The organism is Nocardia sp. NPDC005366, from assembly GCF_040606855.1.
In the GTDB taxonomy this organism is placed as follows: domain Bacteria; phylum Actinomycetota; class Actinomycetes; order Mycobacteriales; family Mycobacteriaceae; genus Nocardia.
In genome coordinates, this window is the sequence record NZ_JBEXFQ010000008.1 from 200,444 (window position 1) to 222,881 (window position 22,438).

The 22,438-nt window shown below is 65.7% G+C and carries 22 protein-coding genes; 12 read left to right on the forward strand and 10 right to left on the reverse strand.

Features of this window, described 5'->3' with window-relative positions; genetic code table 11:
- Positions 1-25: 25 nt before the first annotated feature.
- The 9 genes from ABZS43_RS12340 to ABZS43_RS12380 form a co-directional block, all read right to left on the reverse strand.
- The gene (locus ABZS43_RS12340; protein WP_355035926.1) at positions 26-1,294 is read right to left on the reverse strand and encodes an MlaD family protein; all 1,269 of its coding nucleotides are present in this window, start codon (positions 1,292-1,294) and stop codon (positions 26-28) included.
- Positions 1,291-2,400, reverse strand: a complete 1,110-nt coding sequence (locus tag ABZS43_RS12345; protein ID WP_355035927.1) for an MlaD family protein — start codon at positions 2,398-2,400, stop codon at positions 1,291-1,293. Before ABZS43_RS12345 ends, ABZS43_RS12340 begins: the two co-directional genes overlap by 4 nt.
- Positions 2,397-3,509 carry an MlaD family protein gene (locus tag ABZS43_RS12350; RefSeq protein WP_355035928.1) on the reverse strand — a complete coding sequence of 371 codons (1,113 nt, stop codon included), beginning with the start codon at positions 3,507-3,509 and terminating at the stop codon, positions 2,397-2,399. Before ABZS43_RS12350 ends, ABZS43_RS12345 begins: the two co-directional genes overlap by 4 nt.
- Entirely contained in the window at positions 3,506-4,576 is a 1,071-nt protein-coding gene (locus ABZS43_RS12355; RefSeq protein WP_355035929.1) for an MCE family protein, read from the reverse strand. The genes ABZS43_RS12350 and ABZS43_RS12355 overlap by 4 nt, the downstream gene beginning before the upstream one ends.
- A 4-nt stretch (positions 4,577-4,580) precedes the next feature.
- Positions 4,581-5,624: an MCE family protein gene (locus ABZS43_RS12360; protein WP_355035930.1), complete on the reverse strand. Its 1,044-nt coding sequence runs from the start codon at positions 5,622-5,624 to the stop codon at positions 4,581-4,583.
- Complete coding sequence (locus ABZS43_RS12365) at positions 5,621-6,967, reverse strand: MCE family protein (RefSeq protein WP_355035931.1); 1,347 nt, start codon at positions 6,965-6,967, stop codon at positions 5,621-5,623. Before ABZS43_RS12365 ends, ABZS43_RS12360 begins: the two co-directional genes overlap by 4 nt.
- Before the next feature lie 3 nt (positions 6,968-6,970).
- A complete protein-coding gene (locus ABZS43_RS12370; protein WP_355035932.1) occupies positions 6,971-7,828 on the reverse strand; it encodes an ABC transporter permease in 858 nt (285 codons plus the stop codon).
- A complete protein-coding gene (locus ABZS43_RS12375) occupies positions 7,828-8,715 on the reverse strand; it encodes an ABC transporter permease (protein WP_355035933.1) in 888 nt (295 codons plus the stop codon). Before ABZS43_RS12375 ends, ABZS43_RS12370 begins: the two co-directional genes overlap by 1 nt.
- 251 nt (positions 8,716-8,966) lie before the next feature.
- Positions 8,967-9,587, reverse strand: coding sequence for a TetR/AcrR family transcriptional regulator (locus tag ABZS43_RS12380; protein WP_355035934.1), 621 nt, complete (start codon positions 9,585-9,587; stop codon positions 8,967-8,969).
- Positions 9,588-9,741: 154 nt separating this feature from the next.
- On the opposite strand from ABZS43_RS12380, the gene ABZS43_RS12385 reads away from it, so the two are divergent.
- The 12 genes from ABZS43_RS12385 (at position 9,742) to ABZS43_RS12440 (ending at position 21,495) form a co-directional block, all read left to right on the forward strand.
- Positions 9,742-10,377: a TetR/AcrR family transcriptional regulator gene (locus tag ABZS43_RS12385; RefSeq protein ID WP_355035935.1), complete on the forward strand. Its 636-nt coding sequence runs from the start codon at positions 9,742-9,744 to the stop codon at positions 10,375-10,377.
- 53 nt (positions 10,378-10,430) lie between these two features.
- Complete coding sequence (locus ABZS43_RS12390) at positions 10,431-11,276, forward strand: oxygenase MpaB family protein (RefSeq protein ID WP_355035936.1); 846 nt, start codon at positions 10,431-10,433, stop codon at positions 11,274-11,276.
- Between the two features lie 58 nt (positions 11,277-11,334).
- On the forward strand, positions 11,335-12,498 hold the full coding sequence (locus ABZS43_RS12395) for a hypothetical protein (RefSeq protein WP_355035937.1): 1,164 nt from the start codon (positions 11,335-11,337) through the stop codon (positions 12,496-12,498).
- A 251-nt stretch (positions 12,499-12,749) separates the two neighbouring features.
- The gene (locus ABZS43_RS12400; RefSeq protein WP_355035938.1) at positions 12,750-13,649 is read left to right on the forward strand and encodes an ABC transporter permease; all 900 of its coding nucleotides are present in this window, start codon (positions 12,750-12,752) and stop codon (positions 13,647-13,649) included.
- Positions 13,649-14,536: an ABC transporter permease gene (locus ABZS43_RS12405; RefSeq protein WP_355035939.1), complete on the forward strand. Its 888-nt coding sequence runs from the start codon at positions 13,649-13,651 to the stop codon at positions 14,534-14,536. The genes ABZS43_RS12400 and ABZS43_RS12405 overlap by 1 nt, the downstream gene beginning before the upstream one ends.
- Positions 14,537-14,543: 7 nt before the next feature.
- Positions 14,544-15,569: an MlaD family protein gene (locus ABZS43_RS12410; RefSeq protein WP_355035940.1), complete on the forward strand. Its 1,026-nt coding sequence runs from the start codon at positions 14,544-14,546 to the stop codon at positions 15,567-15,569.
- The gene (locus tag ABZS43_RS12415) at positions 15,566-16,582 is read left to right on the forward strand and encodes an MlaD family protein (protein ID WP_355035941.1); all 1,017 of its coding nucleotides are present in this window, start codon (positions 15,566-15,568) and stop codon (positions 16,580-16,582) included. Before ABZS43_RS12410 ends, ABZS43_RS12415 begins: the two co-directional genes overlap by 4 nt.
- On the forward strand, positions 16,582-17,601 hold the full coding sequence (locus ABZS43_RS12420) for an MlaD family protein (protein ID WP_355035942.1): 1,020 nt from the start codon (positions 16,582-16,584) through the stop codon (positions 17,599-17,601). Before ABZS43_RS12415 ends, ABZS43_RS12420 begins: the two co-directional genes overlap by 1 nt.
- Position 17,602: 1 nt before the next feature.
- A complete protein-coding gene (locus ABZS43_RS12425) occupies positions 17,603-18,712 on the forward strand; it encodes an MlaD family protein (protein ID WP_355035943.1) in 1,110 nt (369 codons plus the stop codon).
- On the forward strand, positions 18,709-19,743 hold the full coding sequence (locus ABZS43_RS12430; RefSeq protein ID WP_355035944.1) for an MlaD family protein: 1,035 nt from the start codon (positions 18,709-18,711) through the stop codon (positions 19,741-19,743). Before ABZS43_RS12425 ends, ABZS43_RS12430 begins: the two co-directional genes overlap by 4 nt.
- Complete coding sequence (locus tag ABZS43_RS12435) at positions 19,740-20,690, forward strand: MlaD family protein (protein ID WP_355035945.1); 951 nt, start codon at positions 19,740-19,742, stop codon at positions 20,688-20,690. The genes ABZS43_RS12430 and ABZS43_RS12435 overlap by 4 nt, the downstream gene beginning before the upstream one ends.
- A gap of 79 nt (positions 20,691-20,769) precedes the next feature.
- A complete protein-coding gene (locus ABZS43_RS12440) occupies positions 20,770-21,495 on the forward strand; it encodes a hypothetical protein (protein ID WP_355035946.1) in 726 nt (241 codons plus the stop codon).
- 50 nt (positions 21,496-21,545) lie between these two features.
- On the opposite strand, the gene ABZS43_RS12445 is transcribed toward ABZS43_RS12440, so the two are convergent.
- Positions 21,546-21,854: a hypothetical protein gene (locus tag ABZS43_RS12445; protein WP_355035947.1), complete on the reverse strand. Its 309-nt coding sequence runs from the start codon at positions 21,852-21,854 to the stop codon at positions 21,546-21,548.
- Positions 21,855-22,438: the final 584 nt, after the last annotated feature.

Below are 22,438 nucleotides of genomic sequence, written 5' to 3' on the forward strand. Positions count from 1 at the left end.
TTCATGCGTAGGTGTGAGGCACCGACTACCTGGGCGGAGGCGCCATCGGCACCGAAGGCCCGCCGTATGGGGTCGCAATCGTGTGCGGACCCCGCGGGGTCGGTGAACTCGTCGCGTGCGGATCGACTCCGGGCGGCGGTCCCGCCGTGTCGTCGCCGGGCGGGCGCGGGGCGTTGCGGGCACCACGAACAAGCACGCTCGGGTCCATATTCGGGCAGTACGTGTAGAGGTACGGCTCCGGATAGTCGGGTACCGACGGCGGCAGTCGCGGCAGGTCGTAGGAGCAGCTGTAGCGCGGATACAGATCGACGATTCCCCAGGTGCCGCCGTCTCGGAAAGTCGATCCCACAGCCTCCAGCGCCGATCCGCGGTGGTCGGGGAACAGCGCCCGCAGCGCGGGAACAGGCACATAGGACAGTTCGGCGATGGTGGTCAGGTTCACCAGCAATCGCACCATGGTCGGCGAATTGTCGGCGATGATGGCATCGAGTGCGCTCATCGCCTCCGGTCCCTGTTCGATCAGGCGGCGCAGCCCCCCGTCCATGGCGGCGGCACCGCCCGACACGGCGCTCGCGTTCGCGGCCAGCGCCCGCAGGCTCGGTGCCACCTCGCCGAGGGTGCCGAGCACGACCTTGCTGGTGTTCAGCAGCTCGATGGTCTGCGGGAGAACCGAATCCAACGTCGAGACCAGGAAGATGCCGCCGCCGAGGATGGCCTCCAGTTTTCGCGCGCCGTCCGGCCCCATCCCGAGTTCGCGCACGATCGCTTGCACGCGCGCGGGATCGATCTGCGCGAGCGCCCCGGTGAGGTCGCCGAGCAGTTTCGGGAGCGAGGTGGGTGTCGAGGTGCGTTCGACAGGTACTACGGCGTCGTCGGTGAGAAACGGGCCCGTGCTCGTGCTCGGACGGAAATCCAGATACTGTTCGCCCGCCGCGGACAGCGCCGCGACCCGAACGGCGGCATCGGCTGGAATCCGCGCCCCGGCATCGAGTTCGGCGACCGCCACCACACCGTCGGGTGTCAACAGAATCGAGTCGACTCGTCCGACAGAGACGCCGCGAACGGTCACGTCCTGACCGGCCAGCAGCCCGCCCGATTCCGTCAGCTGCACCCGGACGCGGATCTTCGATGCCATCGGGTCGACCCGCAATGCCCCGAAAACCACATAGACGCAACCGAGAACGAGGGTTGCGGCCAGCGCCATGGCCGACAACCACAATCTGCGTCGTACGCCGGCGCGAACCCCTCGCACCAATTGCCGGGCAGGCCATTCCAGTAACGCGCTCGTTGTCATCGGCCCGCGCCGACCACTCGTTCGTGCAGTCGGCGTAGCAGATACTCCAGGCTGCCAACCAGGTACGACCAGTCGGTGAGGTCGGGCGGGCGCATTCCGGGATCGGCCGCGTGACCGGGATCCGGTACCGCGCCGAGAGCGACTTCCGCGATATCAATATTGGCGTGTGCCGACGTCGAACTCGTCGCCTTGATCAGCGGCGCGAGCAGTGCGTTGACCACGTTCAGGTCGGCCTCGGGGTTGAGGGCAGCACGATTGAACGCGTCCGACAGGATATTCAGGTCCGCGATCATGCTCCGGGTGTCTGTGCCCTGAATCGACGGGAAGCGGGCCAGCTGAGCGCTGATGCGGTCGATCTCGGCGACCAGTTGCAGGAGTTGGCCGGTGTCGGCCGAGACGACGCCGAGCGCGGGGGCCGCTGCCGATACCGAATCGACGATCGCCGACTGTTGGGCGGCCACCGTCGCCGTCAGTCGACTCGTCGCGGCGAGTGCGTCGCGGATCTCTTCCGACCGTGCGGCCAGGGTGGACACCAGGGTGCTCGACTCCTGGATCAGGGCGGCCACCTTGTCCGCGTCGTCGCCGACCGCCGCGCCGAGGCCGTTGACGATTGTGGTGAGATCGCGGATCGCGCCCCCGTTCACCAGCAGAGCACTGGTGGTCAACGTCTCCTCGACGGTCGCCGCCGCGGCCGTCGACTCCACCGAAATGCTGTCGTGATCGCTCAGCGCCTTCGTGCTGGAGCCAGCGTCGGCGGGCGGTGTCAGCGCGACATAGACGTCGCCGAGCGGTGTGGCCGAACGCAATTCGGCGGTCGTTCCCACCGGCAGCCGGGTCGCGGATCGGATCCGCATCGTGACGACCGCGTGGAAGTCGCGCGCCCGCATGGCGGTGACCTCCCCGATGTCGCCGCCGGCGAGTCGCACCTTCGCCCGCTGCGGCAGGTTGAGCGCGTTGGCGAACGTCGCGGTCAACTCATAGGTATCCGACGCGACGCCCGGCGCGGGCAACGGCACCCGGTCAAGTCCGACACCGCACGCCGTCGTCGGGACAACGAGCAGCACCGCGACCGCCACCGCACGCACGGTTCTCCGGGTCCGCGTCATCGCGGCTGCTCCGCCATCGCCGTGAGGATCGCCGTGATCCCGAGGTCGGGGCCGAAGTCCCGCAATGTTCCCGTGGCGCAACCGAGCTGGCGTAACCCGAGTACGTTGCACACCTCCTTCAACAGCTGACCGTCGAGAACCATTCGGTCGATCAGACCGTGCACGCGCAGCGCGCCCGCCTGCTGATCGATGGCGTTGTAGACGTTGTCGAGCAATAGTGGCGCGACGTCGAAGACTTCGGACAGCTCGCGTTGGTAGTCGTACATCGCCTTGGTGACGGTTTCGGTGCTCGCGACGGTGTGTTGGATGCCTGCCCGGTTGTCTCGCAGCAGTGTGGTCGTCTGCTCGAGCAGCGCGTTCAGTTGCGCGCCCGTGGTGCCGGTGCCGAGCTCTTCGGTGGCGAGGAATTCGGTCAATCGACCGAGGCCGGAACCGAAATCCCGGATCAGCGCGTCGTTGTCGGCGGCAGCGCGCGACAGTGCGGCGAGATTATCGACGATCTCGGTGATCGCGGCGCCGCTGTGCGCGCCGCCGTCGGCGCTGAGCCGAAGCGCCTGCTCGAGCCGGCCGAGGGCCTCGCGCAGCAGTTCGCCGTTCCCCTCGGTGGCAGCCGCGCCCACCGCGATCAGGTCGGCGATCGGGCCGTTACCCTCGCCGTCGCCCTGTAGCTCGACCGACAGTCGCTCGACCATGCCGAGTATCCGGTCGAACTCGACCGGGGTCTTCGTACGGTCCAGACCGATCCGGTCCTTGTCCCGCAGCGCCGGGCCCTCGCGGTACGGCGGTGTCAGTTCGACGTGGCGATCGGTGAGTACCGAACTCGACACTGTGACGGCCTGTGCGGCGGCAGGTATCTTCACGTTCTCATCGATGCTCATCGTCACCTCCACGTAGGGGCCCTTCATCGCGATGGCGCTCACCCGGCCGACCCGCATGCCGAGCACGTCGACCGCATTGCCGACGTAGAGACCGTTGGCGTTGTCGAATTGTGCTGTCACCGTGATAGTTTCGTCCCGAAAGGACATCGCGTCCCCCGGCGAACAGGCGGCGGCGAACGCGGCGAAGACGAGAGTCGTGAAGAGTCGGACGACGCGGGCCGGTACGCTCATTTGCAGTCCTTGAAGTATTCGGCCAACGTCATCATCTCGGCTCGGCCGCTCACCGCGCACATCCACGAATCGATCAATGTTCCCGCGGGGGCGTTGAAATCGAGATCGTTCGCGCTGCCGGTGGCATTGGTGAAATTCCGTAGCGGTACCGGCAGGATCTGCAGGGTGTCGCGTAACACGTCCTGTCTGGCCGCCAGCGCGCCGATGAGTTGTTCCAGATCGGTGAGCAGCCCGACTACCTGCGGCTGCCGCTCGCCGACGACATGGTGGAGTTGGTCGACCAGCGCCGTGGTCGCCACCATCAGGCGCCGCAGCGCCGCGATCCGCGCGTCGAGTTCGCGCACCAGACTCTGTCCTTGTCCGACCATCTGTCCCAGTGCCACGTGCTGATTGCGAATGGCCGTCGTCAATTCGGCGGTGCTCGCGAGCAGGGTGCCGATCTGGCCGCGGCGCTCGGCGATGACGGACGACAGGTTCTCGATATTGCGCAGCACCTGCGGGACGAGTTGGGGCGCGCCGTCGAGTTGTCGCGACAGCACGGTCATCGATCGGGCGATCTTGTCGGCGTCGACCTGCTCGAAGGTGGACGTGGCGTTCTGCAGCGCGGTTTGCAGATCGTAGGGCACCGAGGTGTTGGCGAGCCGGATCCGATGGTCGGGCACGGCGCCTGTTCCGGCGGGGGTGATATCCACGTATCGGGAACCGAGCAGGGTCGTCAGTTCGATCGCCGCGCGGGTGTCGGCGCCCAACGGCACGGCGCCGTCGATTCGCATCGTCACCACTACGTGGTCGCCCGCCAAGCGCAGCGACTTCACCGTCCCGATCGGGACGCCCGCCGTGGTCACCCGATCACCCGCCGAAATCTGCGCCGCCTGCGCGAATTCGGCCTCGTAGGTCACCTCCCCGATACCGATCCTGCTCACCACGACGGTGCCGAGGATGAGCGCGGCCAGCAGCGTGACCGCCACCAGCCCGAGCCGCAACGGGTTGTGGCTTTCGATCGGGCGTAGGAGGGTGTCGCGCGCGGACCGGGCGGTTCTACCGACTAGGTTGGACGTGAATTCCATTGACTCACCGGCATTTCGGGGTTTGCTGGATCTTTCCCTCGGGCGAAAGCCCCGCGACCGTCTCGGGAATCATGTGGCTCAGCCCTGGGGTGAGGGTGATGTCGAGGTTGCAGAGATAGGCGTCGGCCGCGGTGCCATCCTGGGTGAATCGCGCGAAACCCTTCAACGCCAGCGGGATGTTGTAGAACAGGTACGCGAACCGCTCGGCGTTGGTCAGGATGTGCCCGGTGAAACCGGGCTCCCTGGCGACGAGCGCGTCCAGACTCGGATCGACACCGGTGACCACGCGCGCCGCGCGGTCGACGGTGTCGGAGATCGCGTCGATCGACCCCGCCAGCCGGTCTCGTTCCGCGGCCAGGCCGGTGAAGATCTCCTGCGCCCGCGTCATCACGGTCTGCAGGTTCGCGCTCTGCGCGGCCAGCGTACGCAGCACACTGTCCAGGTTCACGATCATCTCGTCCAGCAGCCGATCCGGTCCCGCGAATGATTCGGCCAGTGCCGAGGTCTGCGCGATCAGTGAGGTCAGCGATCCCGTGTCGCCCTGCAGGGCGGTGATCAGCGCCTCGGTGATCCGGTTGACCTGCTCCGGGTCGAGGACGCTGAACAGCGGTTCGAATCCGTGTAGCATCCCGGCGATGTCGAAGGACGGCTCGGTGTGGTCGACAGGAATGACACCGCCGTTCGGCAGCGGCGCCGGCGGTATGTCGAACTCGCCCGCCGACAGCGCGACATAGCGTTGCCCGATGACGTTCTGATAGGTGACAGCGGCCTTCGTTGTCGTGTACAGGGTTTGGTCGCTCTGCACCCGGAAGGTCACGCGGGCCAGCGTCCCGTCCAGTTCGATCGTGTCGACCCTTCCCACCCGCACACCCGCCACCCGGACGTCGTCGCCGGCGCGCAAACCGCTGACATCGGTGAAGGTCGCCGAATACGACCGGGTGGCACCGTCCACACCGCGTTGCAGGGTGACGAATACCAGCCAGCTCAGCACGCACGACACCACGAGGAACAGGGTCAGCCCGATCAGCGAGCGCCGATACGATGTCATCGGTCGGCTCCGTCCGGTACGGGTGCGTCCGGTACGGGTGCGACGGTGACCACGTTGCCGCGCAGCAGCGGGCCCAGCAGGATCGCCGCCGCCGGGCTCGCGGGAGCGCCGAGGATCTCGCCCAGCTGACCCAACTCGTACGCACTGCCCACCGGTCCGACATTTCCGCCGATCACTCCTGCGGGGGGTGCGTACCCTTCGGACAGTCGGAAGTTCGAGGGGTTCATCGCCGATGGCATGGGCGCCTGTTCGGGCGCCGAGATCGGCGCTGTCGCACAACTCGGTCCCGCCACCTCGCCGTAGCGCGGGCAGTCGGCCCGGGTGTAGGGCCGGTTCGGTGACAGCGACAAGATCATTTTCGATTGCACGAGGCCGGTTTCGGAGTTGTAGACGTGGGTGAAGAACTTGTTCGCGACCACGGTGAGCCTCGTCGTGATCGGCACGAAGTGCTCCGCGTTGTCGGCCAGTACCCCGACCACCGGGGTGAGCCCGGTCGAGATCCTGATCATGCGATCGGTGTTGTTCTCGAACGCGGTCGCGATCGTTCCCATGGTCGCCACTCCCGCCGCGAGGAAGTGCGTCAGCTCCGCGTCCTTCTCCGCGACGGTGCGCAGCGGGACCACGGCGTGGTGCAGGGTATCGAGCAGTTCGGGGGCCGATTGCTCCAATCCCCGCACGGCCTCGGCGAGCGATCGCACCGTGGACGGCCCACCCGTCGGGGTCGCCACCGCGTTCAACTGGGTGACGATCCGTTCGAGTTGGGCCCCCGCGCGAACCAGGTCCGCGCCACGTCGATCGGTCGCTCGCGCGAGCGCGCTGATCACTCCGACCGTGTCGTCGGTTCTGCTGCGGCTCATCGCCGCGATGATTTCGCGCAGATCGGTCAGTGCCGTCTGGAATTGCACGGTGGCCAGGCTCTTGTCCTCGGGAATGCGGAATCCCGCGTGAATGGCGCGACCGGGTCCGTTGTCGACCAACTGCACCGATGACACGGCGAAGACATTGCCCGGCACGACGCGTGCGGTCACCGTCTCCGGAATGCTCGTGGCGTATTCGGGGTCGAGAGCGATGTGCACGTGATTCGGTCCGTCTCCGGACGACGGCGTCACACCGGTGACCACACCGACGAGCACACCGCGGAATTTCACATCGGAATTCTTCGGCAATCCGTCACCCACCTGGGTGAGCATTCCGGTCACCGTGACCGTCTTGTCCAGGCTGCCATTGGATTTCGCGATCATCCATCCCACGAGTGCGGCGACCAGTAGCAGAAAAAGGACGCCGCGCAGCAGCAGGCGCGAGTTCGAATGTCCGCGACCATCGGTTTCGAATGCGATCGACATCGCTCAGCCGCCGAATCTCGCGCCGGAGTCGACGCCCCACAACGCCATGGTCAGCAACATATTGGCGATGATCATGACGGTGATGCTGGTTCGCATCGCGCGTCCCGCGGCCACACCGACACCTTGCGGGCCGCCCGCGGCGTAGTACCCGTAGTAGCACTGGACAGTGGAGGTGATGATCACGAAGACCACCGCCTTGAGAACGGAATATCCGATGTCGCGCGCGTCGAGCACCAAGGCGAAGTAGTGCAGGTAGGTTCCCGGCGAACCCGCCCCGGACAACCGAACCACCAGTTCGCATGTCAGGTAGTTCATCGCCAGACACACCAGATACAGCGGAATCACCGCGACGATGGATGCGAGCAATCGGGTGCACACCAGATACGGAATCGGGCGGATGGCCAATGATTCCATCGCGTCGATCTCCTCGGAGATCCGCATCGCCCCCAGTTGGGCGGTGAACCGGCAACCCGCCTGCGACGCGAACGCCAATGCCGCCATGACCGGGGCCATCTCGCGGGTGGCGGCGAACGAGGAGATGAATCCGGTCGCTGGGCCCATACCGAGTAGGTCGAGGGTGCTGTAGCCCTCGATGCCGATGATCGCGCCCGCGGCGGCGCCGAGCACGATGATGACTCCCGCGGTGCCACCGCCGACGACCACCGAACCATTGCCCCAGGTGACATCGGAAAGGACACGGGCGAATTCGCGCTTGTAGTGCAGCAGGGTGACCGGCATCGAGATCAGGGCGCGCACCAGGAAAGTGACCATGTGCCCGATTCGCATCACCGGACGCGCGCAGGTTCGCGCGCCGACGATCAACGGTCGCAGGCCGGGTGAATAATAGCGAGCGACGGTCATCAGAACCCTTGCCGTGGCATGACGAGCTGATAGACCTGGGTGAACACGACGTTCACGATCATCAGCAGGAGAATGGACGCGACGACCGTGGCGTTCACCGAATTGGCGACCCCCGCCGGTCCACCCTTCGTGCTCAGCCCTTTCTGGCAGCCGACGATCGCGACGATCGCGCCGAATACGGCCGCCTTGAAGAGGGTGAGAACGAAATCCCCCACCGTCGCGAAGGACGCGAATGTGGCCACGAAACTCCCCGGGGTTCCTTTCTGGACGTAGGTGTTGAACAGATATCCGGCCAGGAATCCGACAAAGCAGGTCAGTCCGGTGAGCGCGATCGCGACCACGATGCCCGCGGCCAGGCGCGGGGCGACCAGCCTGCGCACCACCTGAACGCCCATGACCTCCATGGCATCGATTTCCTCGCGTATTCGCCGCGAGCCCAGGTCCGCGCAGATGGCCGATCCCACGGCGGACGCCATCAGGATCGCCGCCACCAGCGGCGCGCCCTGCCTGACCACGGTGAGCCCGCTCGCCGCGCCCGCGAGTGATGTGGCGCCGACCTGTCCGGCCAGCAGTCCGAATTGAATCGAGAGCGTGACGCCGATCGGTATGGCGACGAAAAGTGTTGGCAGCACGGCGGTCCTGGCCATGAACGCGGCCTGCTGCACGAATTCGGCGAAGGAGAAACGGCCGGTGGCGATATCGACGCACAAATATTGGATCGCGCGAATGCCGAGCACGAACTGGTGGCCGACGGTTTCCAACGCGACACCTGGATGTCGGCGCAGATAACCGCCGCACCAGTGTCTGATCTCGCGAACGGCGGATTCCTTGTTCGTGCCTGCCTCGCCGGTCGAGTGTGGATATTGCAGAGCGGAGTTGATCGCCATTGGACTCCTCGTGCCGACGCCGGTGGCACTCACGGAAGAACGAACACTTGCCGATGAACGTCCAGTCGTGCCTCGGGCCGCTTCCGCGCGAAGCGCTGTGTCGCAGACCACACCGGCCCGCATAGCTTACCTAGATAGACTACTCAGAGACAAGATTTCGACGAAGTAATCCCGCAGGGCACACCGAAAGCCGATCGACATCCCGGCTAGACGACGAGAACTACCAGATCGCAGCAGGTTTCATGCCCCAGTCAATCGAGAACCGCCGCTGGTCCGGCGAAACCGGTCAGCAGACGGGTGAGTTCATCGATGAACTCCTCGCGCGGAATCGCCGGGCGGTCGAGTACGTAGCGGATGATGGTCTGCTGGAACGCCTGCACCGCTATCCACACCACAGCGGGAGGCCGACTCGGATCCATCTGATTGGTGACAGCGGCGAGATAGCCTGCGGCGAAATCGCCTACCCGCTGCTCCACGGTCTTGAGCTCGGTCGAACCACCCAGACGCGGCATCTGCTCGACCAGCACGCGGACCAGCTCGCGGTTCTGCTCGGTGGCCTCCAGAGCGGCCACCACGGTGGCACGCATACGCTGCCGCGGGTCGGTGTCGTCGCGGGGTTCCCACGCGCCGAGCAGCCGCCGGGCGATCTGCCCGATCATCCGCTCGACAGTCATCGCGACGATCGCGTCCTTATTCGGAAAATACTGGTAGAGGCTGCCCGGACTGATGCCGGCGTCCGCGACGATCCGATGGGTGGACACCCCGTCGTAGCCGGAGGTGATCAGAAGGCGCGCACACGAATCCAGGATTCGCTCGACCATCCGCTGAGATCGCTCCTGACGGGGAATCTTCCTGGGCACCTGTCGTGTCATGCCTGCCCTCCTCACTCGTGGATGCCTACGGGCGCCCACTTGTTCTCGGCCGATCGCTCAACGCCGCCGAGAACGTCATCTCGGCAGAAACCTGTCGGCCGTCCGAGCACGACGACTACCGCACAGACGAGACTGATGATACTTTCTCGGTATTATGAGTATCATTCCGGTCGGCTCACTGGTGATCGACGCCCTCCTCGGGCCGCCGATAGAAGGCGACACGACCGACGAAGCGATCCTCGGCGCGACCCTGCACTGTTTGAGCCGGCACGGACTCGAACGGATGACCGTCGCCGACGTCGCCGCCGAAGCGGGCGTGGGACGAGCGACGGTATTTCGACGATTCGAGACCAAAGACGAACTCATACGGAGAGCTTTCGCGTGGGACCTCGGCCGATTGGCCAACCAGTTCCGCGCGGCGACCGAATCGATCGAAGACCCGATCGAACGGGCGGCCGAGTGGATCGTCCAAGCCGTCCACGTGGTGCGCACACACCCAGTCGCCCGGCGACTCGTCGAAGACGATGCCGCGCTCCCGATACTTCGTGATCCACAGATCACCCAGATGCTGCTCGGCGCCGTCGGCCACGAGCTGGAGAACACGGCCAACCAGGCCGGAATCGAGTTCGACACCGAGATGATGGCGGAGGTGATCGTCCGATTCTTCGGCAGCGTGTGGCTGACTCCCGACCTGGGTGCGGCAACCGGCGACGACGCCGGAGTCCGCCGACTCGCCAGAACGATCCTGGCTTCGCTGACCGTGCCGCCCGCGGCCGTCGACGAGCACTGACGACACATCACGCCGACCACCCGTCGGATTGGCATATCGAAAGGAGCCGGGACATGGATTCACAAACGCCACACAGTGTTTCGGATACTGATTACACCGAGATCCCGGTCGCCGAACGCGCCTTGGTCCACTTGACGGCGCAGCGGCAGGTCTGGCCGATCTTCCTGTTCCGGGCGATGGCGCTGCAGGGCTCACACCCCACGATCGCGGTCGCGCTCGAAGACCACTCCACGGGATTCACCGAACCCGCCGCACGGGCGTCACGCACCTTGTCGTACGCCTATCGCGTGTATTTCGGCGAGAATCTCGCCGAGACCGCCCGCGAGATTCGTCAGCTGCATCGCCCCATCACGGGCCAGGGATACGACGGCAAGCCCTACCACGCGTGGAACCGTGAGGCGTGGACCTGGGTTCACCTCACCACTGTGGAGGCGATGCTGTACGCCGTGGGGGCGTGCTTCCCGTCGCTGTCGGCCGAGGATGCCGAAGCCTTCTATCGGGAGGGCCGCGCTATCGGGCTCCTGTACGGGGTGCGCGAGCAGGATATGCCCGCCGATATCGCGGGTCTCAGGGCTTATGTCGACGCGGGAATCCAGGACAAGTTGGCCACGTCACCGGGCACTCGCCGACTGCGGCGGCTGGTCGACGAGCAGTCCATCCTCGAGCTCCCGCTACCGCGTCCGATCCAGGTCGTTGTCGACCGACTCGCCGCCAGACCGGTGCACACGTTGATGTTCGGTGGCTTCCCCGAACCGATCCGCCGCCTCTGGGATGTGCGCTGGACCCGTGCGCGCGAGATCGAGTACCGCGCGCTGCTCACTGCGCTGCGCGTCGGCTCGCGCGCGCTGCCGCGGCGCCTGCTTCTGGTGCCCGAAGCGCGTGCGGCACTGCACGACTGAGTCCACGCCCGGCACCGCGGCACACCACCGACTGTTGAAGAGTAGAGAGAGAGTTCGAGTGACGAGGTTGTTAGCTACCGCGGCATCGACGGCGCGGTCGCTCGGCCAACTGGCGGCCGCGGCATCGGCCTGGGTGCCGACCAATGGCCCGACGAGTCCGGCCGAGGTCACGGCGCGGTTCGTCACCGACCACCTGGGAGCGGCGGCGGGCGCCGAGTGCACGGAGGTGGTGCCGCTGGACGGCAGCACCGGCACCACCGACCGCCGCAGGTTCGCGCTGCGATGGAACGCGGCGGGTTCCGCCGCCGGACTCCCCGACTCGGTGTTCGTGAAGAGCACGCCGTTGAGCCTGAAGAACCGGCTCATGGTCGCGCCACTCGACATGTCCGTGAACGAGGTCCGTTTCTATCGAGAGATCCGCCCTCAGCTGGACGGCCATGCCCCGCGATCCTGGTTCACACACTCGGGGCCAGGCGCCCGCCATCTGCTGATCCTCGAGGATCTGATCGCTGGCGGCTGCCGACCGTATGCGCTGTCGGACAACTGCTCGATCGACCACGCCCGCGCGGTACTGCTGGCCCAAGCGTCGTTACACGCGTCCATGTGGGACAGCCCTCGGCTGCGCACCGATCTGCGCTGGGTCAAACGCTGGAGCGAGCGACCCGGCTATTCCGCGCTCGTCTACATGTACCGGCGCGGTCGGCGGAAATTCCTCGAGGCCAACGGCGAGCACGCCTCTGCCGAGGCGCACAGGTTGGGCGAGGCACTCGACCGGCACGCCGATGTGCTCTACCGCGAGCTGGAACAGGGCCCGTTGACGGTGCTGCACGGCGATCCCCACTTCGGCAATACCTATGCTCTGCCCGACGGGCAGGCGGGCCTGCTCGACTGGCAGGTCATCTGGCAGGGGCCCGGGCTGCGCGACGTGGCCTACTTCATGCTCTCCGCACTCGAGCCCGATGTCCGCCGCGCCAACGAACGCGAGCTGCTGCGAACATATCTCGACGCGCTCGCCGAGCGGGGAATCGATCCACCGGATTTCGACAGCGCATACGAACGCTACCGCCTTTTCGCTGCCGAGCTCTTCGACGCGGGTTGTCTGCTGGCCACCTGGCCCGGCCTCCAGTCACCGGAAAATGTCGACGCCGTCGTGTCGCGTGGCATGGCCGCACTGGAGGACCTCGACATCACCGGCGCGGTCGAGCGAGCGGCGGCCCGCTAGACCATGACATACACCGTGTTGGACATCCCGGTTACACGGCTGCCCACCGAATCCCCCACTCGGCCATCGACTGTGCCGGGAAATGGGTCGATCCGGTTGCCCAGCCACATCGGCGTGCCGCGACCGCCTGACCAGGCGCGCGACAACCTCGCGAGATCCACGTGGGTGGGCGCCGCTACGCGATGGGTGGTGATACCCTCCACTCCGAACATGTGGGGGCGTATGCCGTCAGTTAGCGGGAGGATTCGGCGATGACGCCGGGAACAGCGGAGGAAACCCTCCGATCGAATCTCACGCAACCGCGGACGAACGGGACCGACGCCGAGAAGACGGTGCGGTCGGCATCGGAAGCCTCCGGAAGAGCGGTCCTCTTCTGGATCGCCGGTAACGCGCGCACGCTCGGCCGAGTCGTTCGACTCGGCGCGCGCGCCAGCGCACTGATGGCTGTCGATCTCGCACGAGCGCGATTCCCGATGCGAGAAGCCCTTGTTCAGGGTTGGTTCTTCGTTTCGGTGTCGGCGGTCCCCGCGGTTCTGATCGCGCTGCCGCTGGGTGTGGTGATCGCGGTTCAGGTCGGCAGCATGACCGAGAACGTCGGCGCCAGTTCGATGGCCGGGGCGGTAGGAGGCATGGGGGTGATGCAGCAGATCGCGCCGTTGGCCGCGGCCCTGCTGGTGGGCGGCGCGGGCGGATCGGCGATCGCGTCGGATCTGGCCTCACGCACTATCAGAGAGGAGATCGACGCGCTACGCACCATGGGCATCGACCCGCACCGACGCCTCGTTGCCCCCCGCATTCTCGCGATGAGTTTCGTGGCGCCCATGCTGGCGGTGCTGGTCATCCTGATGAGCATCATGGCCAGCTTCGCGGTGGCCTCGATCGGGCAGGGGGTGGCACCTGGTTCGTACTGGCTGTCGTTCGGCAGTTTCGCCTCGGTCACCGATCTGATCGTCTGCCTCGGCAAGGCGGCGGTCTTCGGCTATCTGGTCGCGGTGATCGCCAGCCATCGCGGACTCGAAGCCAAGGGCGGCCCCAAGGGCGTGGCCGACAGCGTCAACGCGGCCGTGGTGCTCGGCATCCTCGCCTGCATGGTGACCAACCTCGTCATCACCCAGATCGTGCTGATGTTCGTTCCGATGAGGTTCTTGTGATGACCGGCTACATGTTCGACGGGCAGGTCTCCAAGCCCACCCCGTACCGCTCCCGATTCCTGCGCTGGACCCGTGGCATCGATCGACTGTGGGACCCGCTCGAGGAACTCGGTCACCAACTGCACTTCATCTGGTCCGCATGCTTTGGAATCGGACATGCCCTGCGGCGCAACCGCGCCCAGGCCGTCACTATCTTCACGGATCTGACCTGGGGCAACGGCCGCGCGATCGTTGTCGGCGGCGGGGTAGCCCCGGTGCTGGCGCTGATGGGAGTCGTCGCGGGCGCGATGATCGGCATCGTCGGATCGTCGGTGCTGAACATGCTCGGCATGGGCCCGATGGCAGGTGCGATGTCGGCATTGGCCAACCCTCGTGAACTCGCGCCGCTGATCGCCGCGGTCGGGTTCGCCGCACAAGCGGGATGCCGCATCACCGCGGAGATCGGGGCGATGCGGATCTCGGAAGAGATCGACGCACTCGAAGTCCAAGCGATCGATCCGATGCCCTATGTCGTCTCGACCAGGCTGATCGCGGCGGTTGCCGCGGTCATCCCGTCGTATCTCATCGCGTTGGCGCTCGGATTCGCGACCACCCGCGCCACCGTCACACTGGTCGGCGGCCAGCCATCAGGCGCCTACGACCACTACTTCCGAATGTTCGTCGACCCGACCGACCTGGCGTATTCGCTGATCAAGGTGGTGATCTTCGTCGTCGTGGTCACGTTGGTCCACGCATACCAGGGTTTCTACGCCACCGGCGGACCGGAAGGCGTCGGCATCGCTTCGGGTCGCGCGATCCGGGCGAGCCTGGTGTTGATCGTTGTCACGGACATGGTGCTCACGCTTTCCATGTGGGGTCTGAACGCCACCATAAGTTTCTCAGGGTGATTGGCTGATGAATCGAACAGCAAACTACTCGGTGCGCGGACCGAGCCGTCGAGGCTTGCGGGTGCGCGGCCTCGTCGTGATCGTCGTGATCACCGTCGCCGCGGGAGTGTCATGGCGCATATCGCGGCCCGACCACTCCGGACAGATCGAATTCGCTCTCGCGGCAACAGATCTCGGCGATGGTGTCTCCACGAGCACCACGGTTCGACTGCGCGGCATGCAGATCGGGTCGGTGGTCGGCATCGAGCCGCACGGGCTCGACCGTCAGCTGATCACGCTGAGCGTCGACCGAGCCAGGGTGGACGAGTTGACGACGTCGATGCAGACCAGATTCGTCTCGGCCAATATCTTCGGATCCACAGCGCTGGAATTCATTCCGATGCCGGGCGGAGACCCGATCCGCCCGAACTCGCTGCTGGATCTGGGCGATGATGTCGGCAACTTCACCGTGACGAAGATCCTGCGCGATTCCGGCCACGTCGTCCTCGACGTCCTGACCTCGAAACTGGCTGTCTCGCTGGACGATGCGGCCGCGTTGACCCAGCAGATGACACCGATGCTTGCCTCGGCTCTGCTGGTGATGCGGGCCATCGCCCGGTCACAGAACATGCCATTGCGCGACCTGCTGCCCCGGCTTGCCGAGGTGACCGAAGGCGTATCCGCGTTCACCCCTTCGGCGCTGGGCATAGTGCACTCGCTGGCCTCGGTCGACGCGCTGGACGACGAAGCGCGATCCCGCCAGGCCGGCGAGACCATCTCCGAGGTGTCCAACCTGGTGTTCTCCTTCGCCGGCCAGGTCGTCGGCGCGCTCGGACCGATGTCGGGCGCTGTCGACATGCTGCTCGACATCTTGATTCCGCTCAACGCGGCCACCGCGAATGTCACCGGCGACCAGATCCGCAGGCTCGTCGCCGGACTCGACGGCGCGTTGCAGCGGCGCGGCGACAAGGTCGTGCTCGGCGTGGATGTGCTGATCGATGCCTTTCCCGCGTTCCGCGTTCCACTCGAGGCCACCGGCGGGGGTCCGCGATGAAGACTCCACGCCAAGCGGCGCTGCGGCTTTCCCTGTTGGCGGCCGTCGTGGTCGCGATCATCGTCCTGGTGGTGCAGGCGATCGAGCGGCCGGTCGGCGGCGAAACCGTCGCCTACCGTGCCCAATTCGGTGATGTGTTCGGCCTGCAACAGAATGCCGACGTCCGGCTACGCGGGGTGCAGGTGGGCAAGGTCACCGCGATAGAGCTGACCGGGGACGGCCACGCCCTGGTGCGTTTCACGCTGCTCACCGAATATCGGCTGCGCGAGGTCGACCGGATCGCGGTCAAATTCCAGAACCTCACCGGACAGCGATACCTCGCACTGGAGCGTGGGGCCACGTCCGGGATGGAGGTAGCGTCGGACACGGTCTTCACCAATACCGTGGATTCGTTCGACATCACCACGGTGTTCAACGGATTGCGGCCGTTGCTCAGGGAGGCCGACCCCGCCGTCTACAACCAGCTCGCCACGAACGTGGCCGCCATGATCGACGGCAGCGAAGCGAGTATGACCCCGGTCCTGCGTGACATCGCCACCCTCGCCTCCTACGCCGACAACCGGACCGAGCTGATGACCACCATTCTCGGGAATCTGCAGTCCCTATCGGACAAGCTGCGCGGGCGATCGGAGAATCTCGAGAACATCCTGCGGGTCTTTCACTCCATCTTCATGCCCATCGCGAGCCGGATGGGTGAGTTCCTCGTCCTGATGGACAAGGGGTCGTTGGAGATGACAGAAGTGACCCGGACGGCCGACGCGCTGGCGCGATTGTTCCTCGGCGCGGAGAACGTCTCCGACGACCTCACCCGCCGCATCGGTGAGGTGATACCCGACAGCGCGACGGCTGTCCGAACCTTGACACTGCTGCCCGGCTTGCTCGAGGGCTTGAACAAGCTCATCCCCAGCACCGATCCGGCCAGGCAGTGCAGCAACGGGACTGTCGCACTGCCGATCACCGCCGAGGTGCTGATATCCGGCAGGCAGCTGACAATATGCAATGGGAGCCGCTGATGCCTACGACACGGCCGGTGTGGAAGTTGGACCTGGGATCGGAGGAGGCGACGCCGCGGGCCCAGGCGATCTGGGCGCTGGCGAGCGTGCTGGTGATCACGGTCGTGCTCGGCACGATGGGCGTGCTCTACCTGCGGCCCCCCGGCTACGCGACCTACCATCTGGAACTCCCGGAATCCGGCGGTCTTTCGGTCGGCGACGGCGTGCGCATCGCCGGCGTTCCGGTCGGCAGGATTATGGCGCTACACCTCGAAGACGATCACGTCGATGTCGAGTTCACCGTCGACTCGAACCAACGGCTGGGTGACCAGACCTCGGTTTCGGTGCGGATGCTCTCCCCCGTCGGCGGCCTGTATCTCGCCGTGTTGCCCGACGGGTCGAAACCGCTGCGGGCGAACATTCCCGCGCAGCGCGCCACCCTGCCGTTCCAGGTCGAGGATCTGGTGCACGCGGCCGACACCGTCGTCGCCGATATCGACGTCGCCGCGCTGCGAGCGGCACTGACCGGTACCGCGGCGGCCCTGGCCGATTCACCCGAGGCGATTCGCAATTCGGTTTCCGAGCTCGAGTCCGTGGTAACGGTATTCGCCGAGCAGAAGAACCAGATCAACGACCTGCTCTCGGTGTCGAACGAGTATCTGCAGGCAGTGCACAACAACCAGGCGCTTGCCACCGAGGTGATCCGCGCGTACGCGGTGCTGGGGCCACGGATCGTGGACGCGCGCGAGAAGGTCGAGAATTTCAGCGACAAGATCTCCGCGCTCGTCGGACTGCTCTTCGACTTCCTGAGCGGGCCGTACGCACAGAAGGTCGAGCCATTGCTCGCTCCCCTCGAACAGAGCAGCGATCTGAGCAAGGAGCTGTTGAATTCGGTCGACTCCGTGATGACGTCACTGTCGACGACCGTGACGAGTCTGTCCGGCCTGGCCGGCCCGGAGGGGCAGGCGCTGATCGACCAGAGCGGACTGACCGTGCGGCGACCGGATGTCTGCCTTCCTGTGCCAGGGATTCGGTGCTGACATGCGGACAATCCTGAACAAGACACGCCGAGCGACCGTGGTGCTGACCGCATCGATCGTGACAGTGGCCGCCGGTGGATCGACGACGCTGTGGCAGTGGAGCAGCGAGGAAACACACGCGGTGTGCGCGTATTTCGACAACTCCTTCGGCCTCTACCCCGGCGCGCCGGTCACCATCAGGGGCATAGCGATCGGCACGGTGACGCGTGTCGAGGCCGACGGCGATCGCGTGCTCGTCGGCATGAAAACCGATGACCGGACGCTGCCCGCCGACGTGGGAGCCGTCATCGTGAACGCATCGATCCTGACCGATCGCCGGGTCGAACTCGTCGACGCGACCTACCGAAATGGGCCGTCCCTGCCGAGCGGGCACTGTATCGACAAGCAGCGAACCCGGGTACCGGTGAGCGTGTCGGACGCGATCGAGTCATTCGCGACGCTGGTAGGCAAGATCACCGAACCCGACGGCAACGGCGATCTGCCGCTGCGGTCGGTGCTGCGCAGCGCTGGACACGAATTCGACGGACTCGGACCGACCCTCAATCGTGAGTTCCGGGAATTGGCGGAACTGATGGCGTCACCGGACAGCTTCATGGACCAGTTGGGCAAGCTCCTCGACAACTCGGCCGAACTCACCACATTCGTCACCAGCGAGTGGAGCGATATCAAGACGACGCTGCTCACCTTCGGACCGGGCCTGGAGAGCATCCAGCGCATGCTGGTCATCGTCAAAGTGCTGGTCGGAAAGCTCGCCAACGCCATCGGACCGATGGATCGGATCTTCAACGAGCACTTCCCGTATCTGATGGAGGTCCTGAACTCGACTGTTCCGGTCGTCACCCTGGTGCGTACCCGGACCGAGAATTCCCAGGACCTGCTCATGAAGATTCCCGGCGTGATCACGATGCTGCGCACGATGATCGAATCCCGCCCCGGAGCGCTGTCGGTCGACTACGAGTCGCCGCAGACCGTGGTCCGCACTCCGAGCGCACCGATTCTGTGCGCCGAACTCGATCGGCCCGACAACGGCCGGTGCACTGTCCTCGACCAGCAGTCGGCGGCCGTCTCGTTGCCGCACGTGTTGCTGTCCACGATCGGAGGAATGCCGTGACAATCGCGTCAACCGTCGCGCATCGCCTGGTCGGCGTCGTGCTGGCGGGTTCATTGATATGCCTGACCGGGTGCGGCTTCAATCCGAGCAATTACGCCATGCCTGGCACCGGAGTGCACGGCCCGACCTACCGGCTCGACGTCGAATTCGAGTCGCTACTCAGCCTCCCGGCAGGCGCCGACGTCCGAAGCGGGGGCACCAAAGTAGGCTCGCTGTCTTCGATCAGTCTCACCCCGTACAGCGCCGTGGCACATATCGATGTGGAAAAGGCGGCCCGGTTCCCTGTCGGAACGCGCGCCGAACTCCGGCAGACGACGGTTCTCGGCGACATCTACATCGCGCTGCTGCCGTCGCGGCCGGCCACGCAGACGACACTGCTCCAGGATGGGGACACCATCGCGCTGGCCGACACCGATCCGGGTCCGCAGATCGAGGAGATTCTCAACCGCATCGCGACATTCGTCAACGGCGGCAGCATGACCCGTCTGCAGACCTCGATCGATCGGCTCAACCACATTCTTCCGGAGAACCCCTCGGAGACAAAGGATCTGGCGGCGGCCATGGCGGTCGACCTCGACGACGCGGCGGCGCGCCTTCCCGATATCGATCGCATTGCCGCGGCGACCGGCCAACTGTCGCAACAGTTGCACGATATGCGCGAGCAGATCGGCTTCACCTTCTCCGATGTGGCGCGCGGCCGACTCGGCCGGGTCCCTTACTTCATGACTGCCGTCCTCAACGTCGTCATCGATGTCAACACGTTGACCACCGGACTCGACTGGCTGATTCCCCGTCTTCCGCATATCAACACACTGCTGGAGAAGGGGGTCCCGTTGCTGCGGGAACCGTCGGCGAGCGCGACCGAATGGGCCGGGGACTCCGCTGGCATGACCGCGCTGACCCAGGACAAGTTGATCCCGTTTCTGCTCGGCCCCGGCGTGGATGTCCGTCAGCTCACCATCGCGACCGATAACGGCGATGCGACCAAGGACGGCCTCGTCCTGCTCCGGATGATCGGGGCGCTGCGATGACCCGGATACCCGCGTGGCTGTCCGGCGCGGCACTGCTCGCGGTAATGCTGCTGGGCAGTTGGTATTTGACCGTCGGCGTGCTCGACGCCGATCCGATCGGACGACGCAGGCACGCGGTGGTCGACCTGAGCGCGGCCTCCGGTCTGCGCCCCGGCTCCGACGTGGTCTACCGAGGCGTGAACATAGGCAATGTCGAGGAGATCCACAGCGTCGCCGGCGGGGTCCGCATGCGCATCTCCTACGACGCGACGTACAAGATCCCGGTCGCCGGTTCGATGCGCGTCGAGAACCTCTCGGCACTGGGCGAACCCGTCTTCGCCTTTCTTCCGGATTCCCCCGGTGGGCCGTGGCTCGACGACAACGCGCACCTGACCGAATCGGTGAAACTGCCGAGTTCGGTGCCACAGCTGCTGGCCACCACATCCGGCCTGCTGGAGCAGACCGACACCGAAGCTCTCGCGCGACTGATCGAGACCTTCACCCAGACCGTGACAGGCCTGGAATCGGTGATGCCCACGGTGGGGATCGGCGCCGAACTGCTGCTCGCCACCCTGCTGCGCCACCAGCAATCCTTGGAGACCGCACTGAACAACACCATGCGGATCATGACCGACGTGGGGTGGATGAAGCCGACCATGACCGCGGCTCCTGCGCAGATGGACGAGTTCGGGCGCACCCTCGGCATCGCCTATCAATACCTCTACGAGGGCTCGGCGGCGCTGCGCGGCAATGAGATTCTCGGCTCGTGGCATGAGCAGGAGGCCGCGCTCGTGGACTATCTCCAGCGGATTTCCCCCGAGATCGGTGCCATCGGCGCCGCCCTGCGGCCCGTGACGATGGCAGCGGGCCCGATGGTCGGCCTGATCGATCTGGCGAGACTGCTCGAAAACCTGCTCGCCGCACTGCCCGGTGACAGTGTGCGATTCACCGTGACCACCCCGCGATGATCGTCGACCGTTGCGCGACAAGCAGATTCAGCGCGCTGGATCGACAATCCACCAACAATGTATTCGAGGACGCACAGCAATGACGGAAACGATCCGACACACCGACGACATCGACGAGAAGGCCGACAGCGCCGGTTCGGGTCCGGACACCGGCGACTCGCCCCGTCCCGGCGCGAAGACCGACGCACCGGCCGAGCCGAAGCGCGACATCGACGCGGCGGCCGAGGCGACGGACACGGTGAAGCCGACTCGGAAGGGCCTCGTGCGCCGCAGCGCCGTGGGACGCGGGAAGCGGCCGTCAGCGTCGGGGGTGCTCGCGATTCTGGCGACCGCCGCCGCCGTAATCGTCAGCGTGCTGTGGGCGACCGATGATTCCGCCGACGAGCTCTCCGCGCTGCGCGGCCGGATGGCGACCGACACCGCCGCCCAAGACGCGGCATCGAACTATGCCATGAACGTCTCCCGAGTCGATTTCCACAATCTGGACGCCTGGCGACAGGCGTTGCGCTCCAACGTCAGCGGGCAACTCGAGCCGAAGATGAACGCGGCCGTCGATGTGGTCGGGCCGTGGCTGACCGAAATGGAGTACACCTCGACAGCACGACTGCTCGCCGCGACCGTCACCGAACGCGACGGTGACCGATACGTGGTGCAGGTATTCGTCGACATGAATTCCAAGAGCAAACAATCCCCCAACGGGGTGACCGCCACCGCCAGCTACACCGTGACCATGGACCGCGCGAGCAACTGGACGATCACCGATGTCGGCGGAGTGGGCGGAGTGGGCGCCGGCCTGCCCAAGTAGTCGCCCAGTTCCCGCATCTCCTCGACCGCCGCCGATCACCTTCGGCCACGTCAATCCAGATCGAATTCGGGGCGCAGATCCGGATCGGCGGACGCCCGCCGCTCGCCGAATTCGGCGCGCAGTCGCTCCTGTTCGCGACTGAGCACCGCCCAGTCGTAACTGCAGTCGGGATGTTCGGCGACATCGACGAGCGGATCGTCCGGATAGTCCACGTCCTCGTGAACCGCGATCACGCGAGCCAGACCACCGCGCATATCGTCCTCGCCGTGGCCGAGGAACAGTTGGGTGTCGACATAGATGTCGGAACCCACCACGGGCCGATCGGTGAACGTGATTCGTTCGGATCCGCCGGCTCCCATACTCGCCTCCTCGCGGCGCTGAAACACACCGCGCCACAAGGAGCGTACTGGTCAGTTGGTAACACGTGCGGGTTTTCGAATGTTCGATCGCGTCTCGAGCTCGTTGCTCGCTCTGGTCCGGTTCTCACCCACTTGCGTTCCGGCGCATGATGGAGATACATGCTTTGATCGCTATATCTAAATATCTCGATCTATCAGGGCGGGTCTCTTACCCGGGTGATTCGCTCAAATAATGAGTCGGCAACGCCCGCTCTCTACGTTTGCCTCCACACCCGCCGAACGCACGAAGGGCTCGCCTCGGACACCACTGCCCTCCCGCGCTCCTACGGCGCGACTCTCCCCGAGTGGGTTTTCGATGAACTCGCGGACTCCCCCGCCGCCCTCCCCTCCGACGCCGCTCGGATGGTGTTGGTTCACCGACTCGCCGCCCGCAATCCGCGCGAAGGTTCCAGTGGCCCATGCGCCGCACTCGTCGTCGACAGCGCGGTCCGCCACCGTCCGGTTATCGGCACGACGGCCGCCTGCCGAGGGCGCGGTACCGGGCGACGGCGCACGCGCCGGGCGGCAGACCTGCGGAATCCATG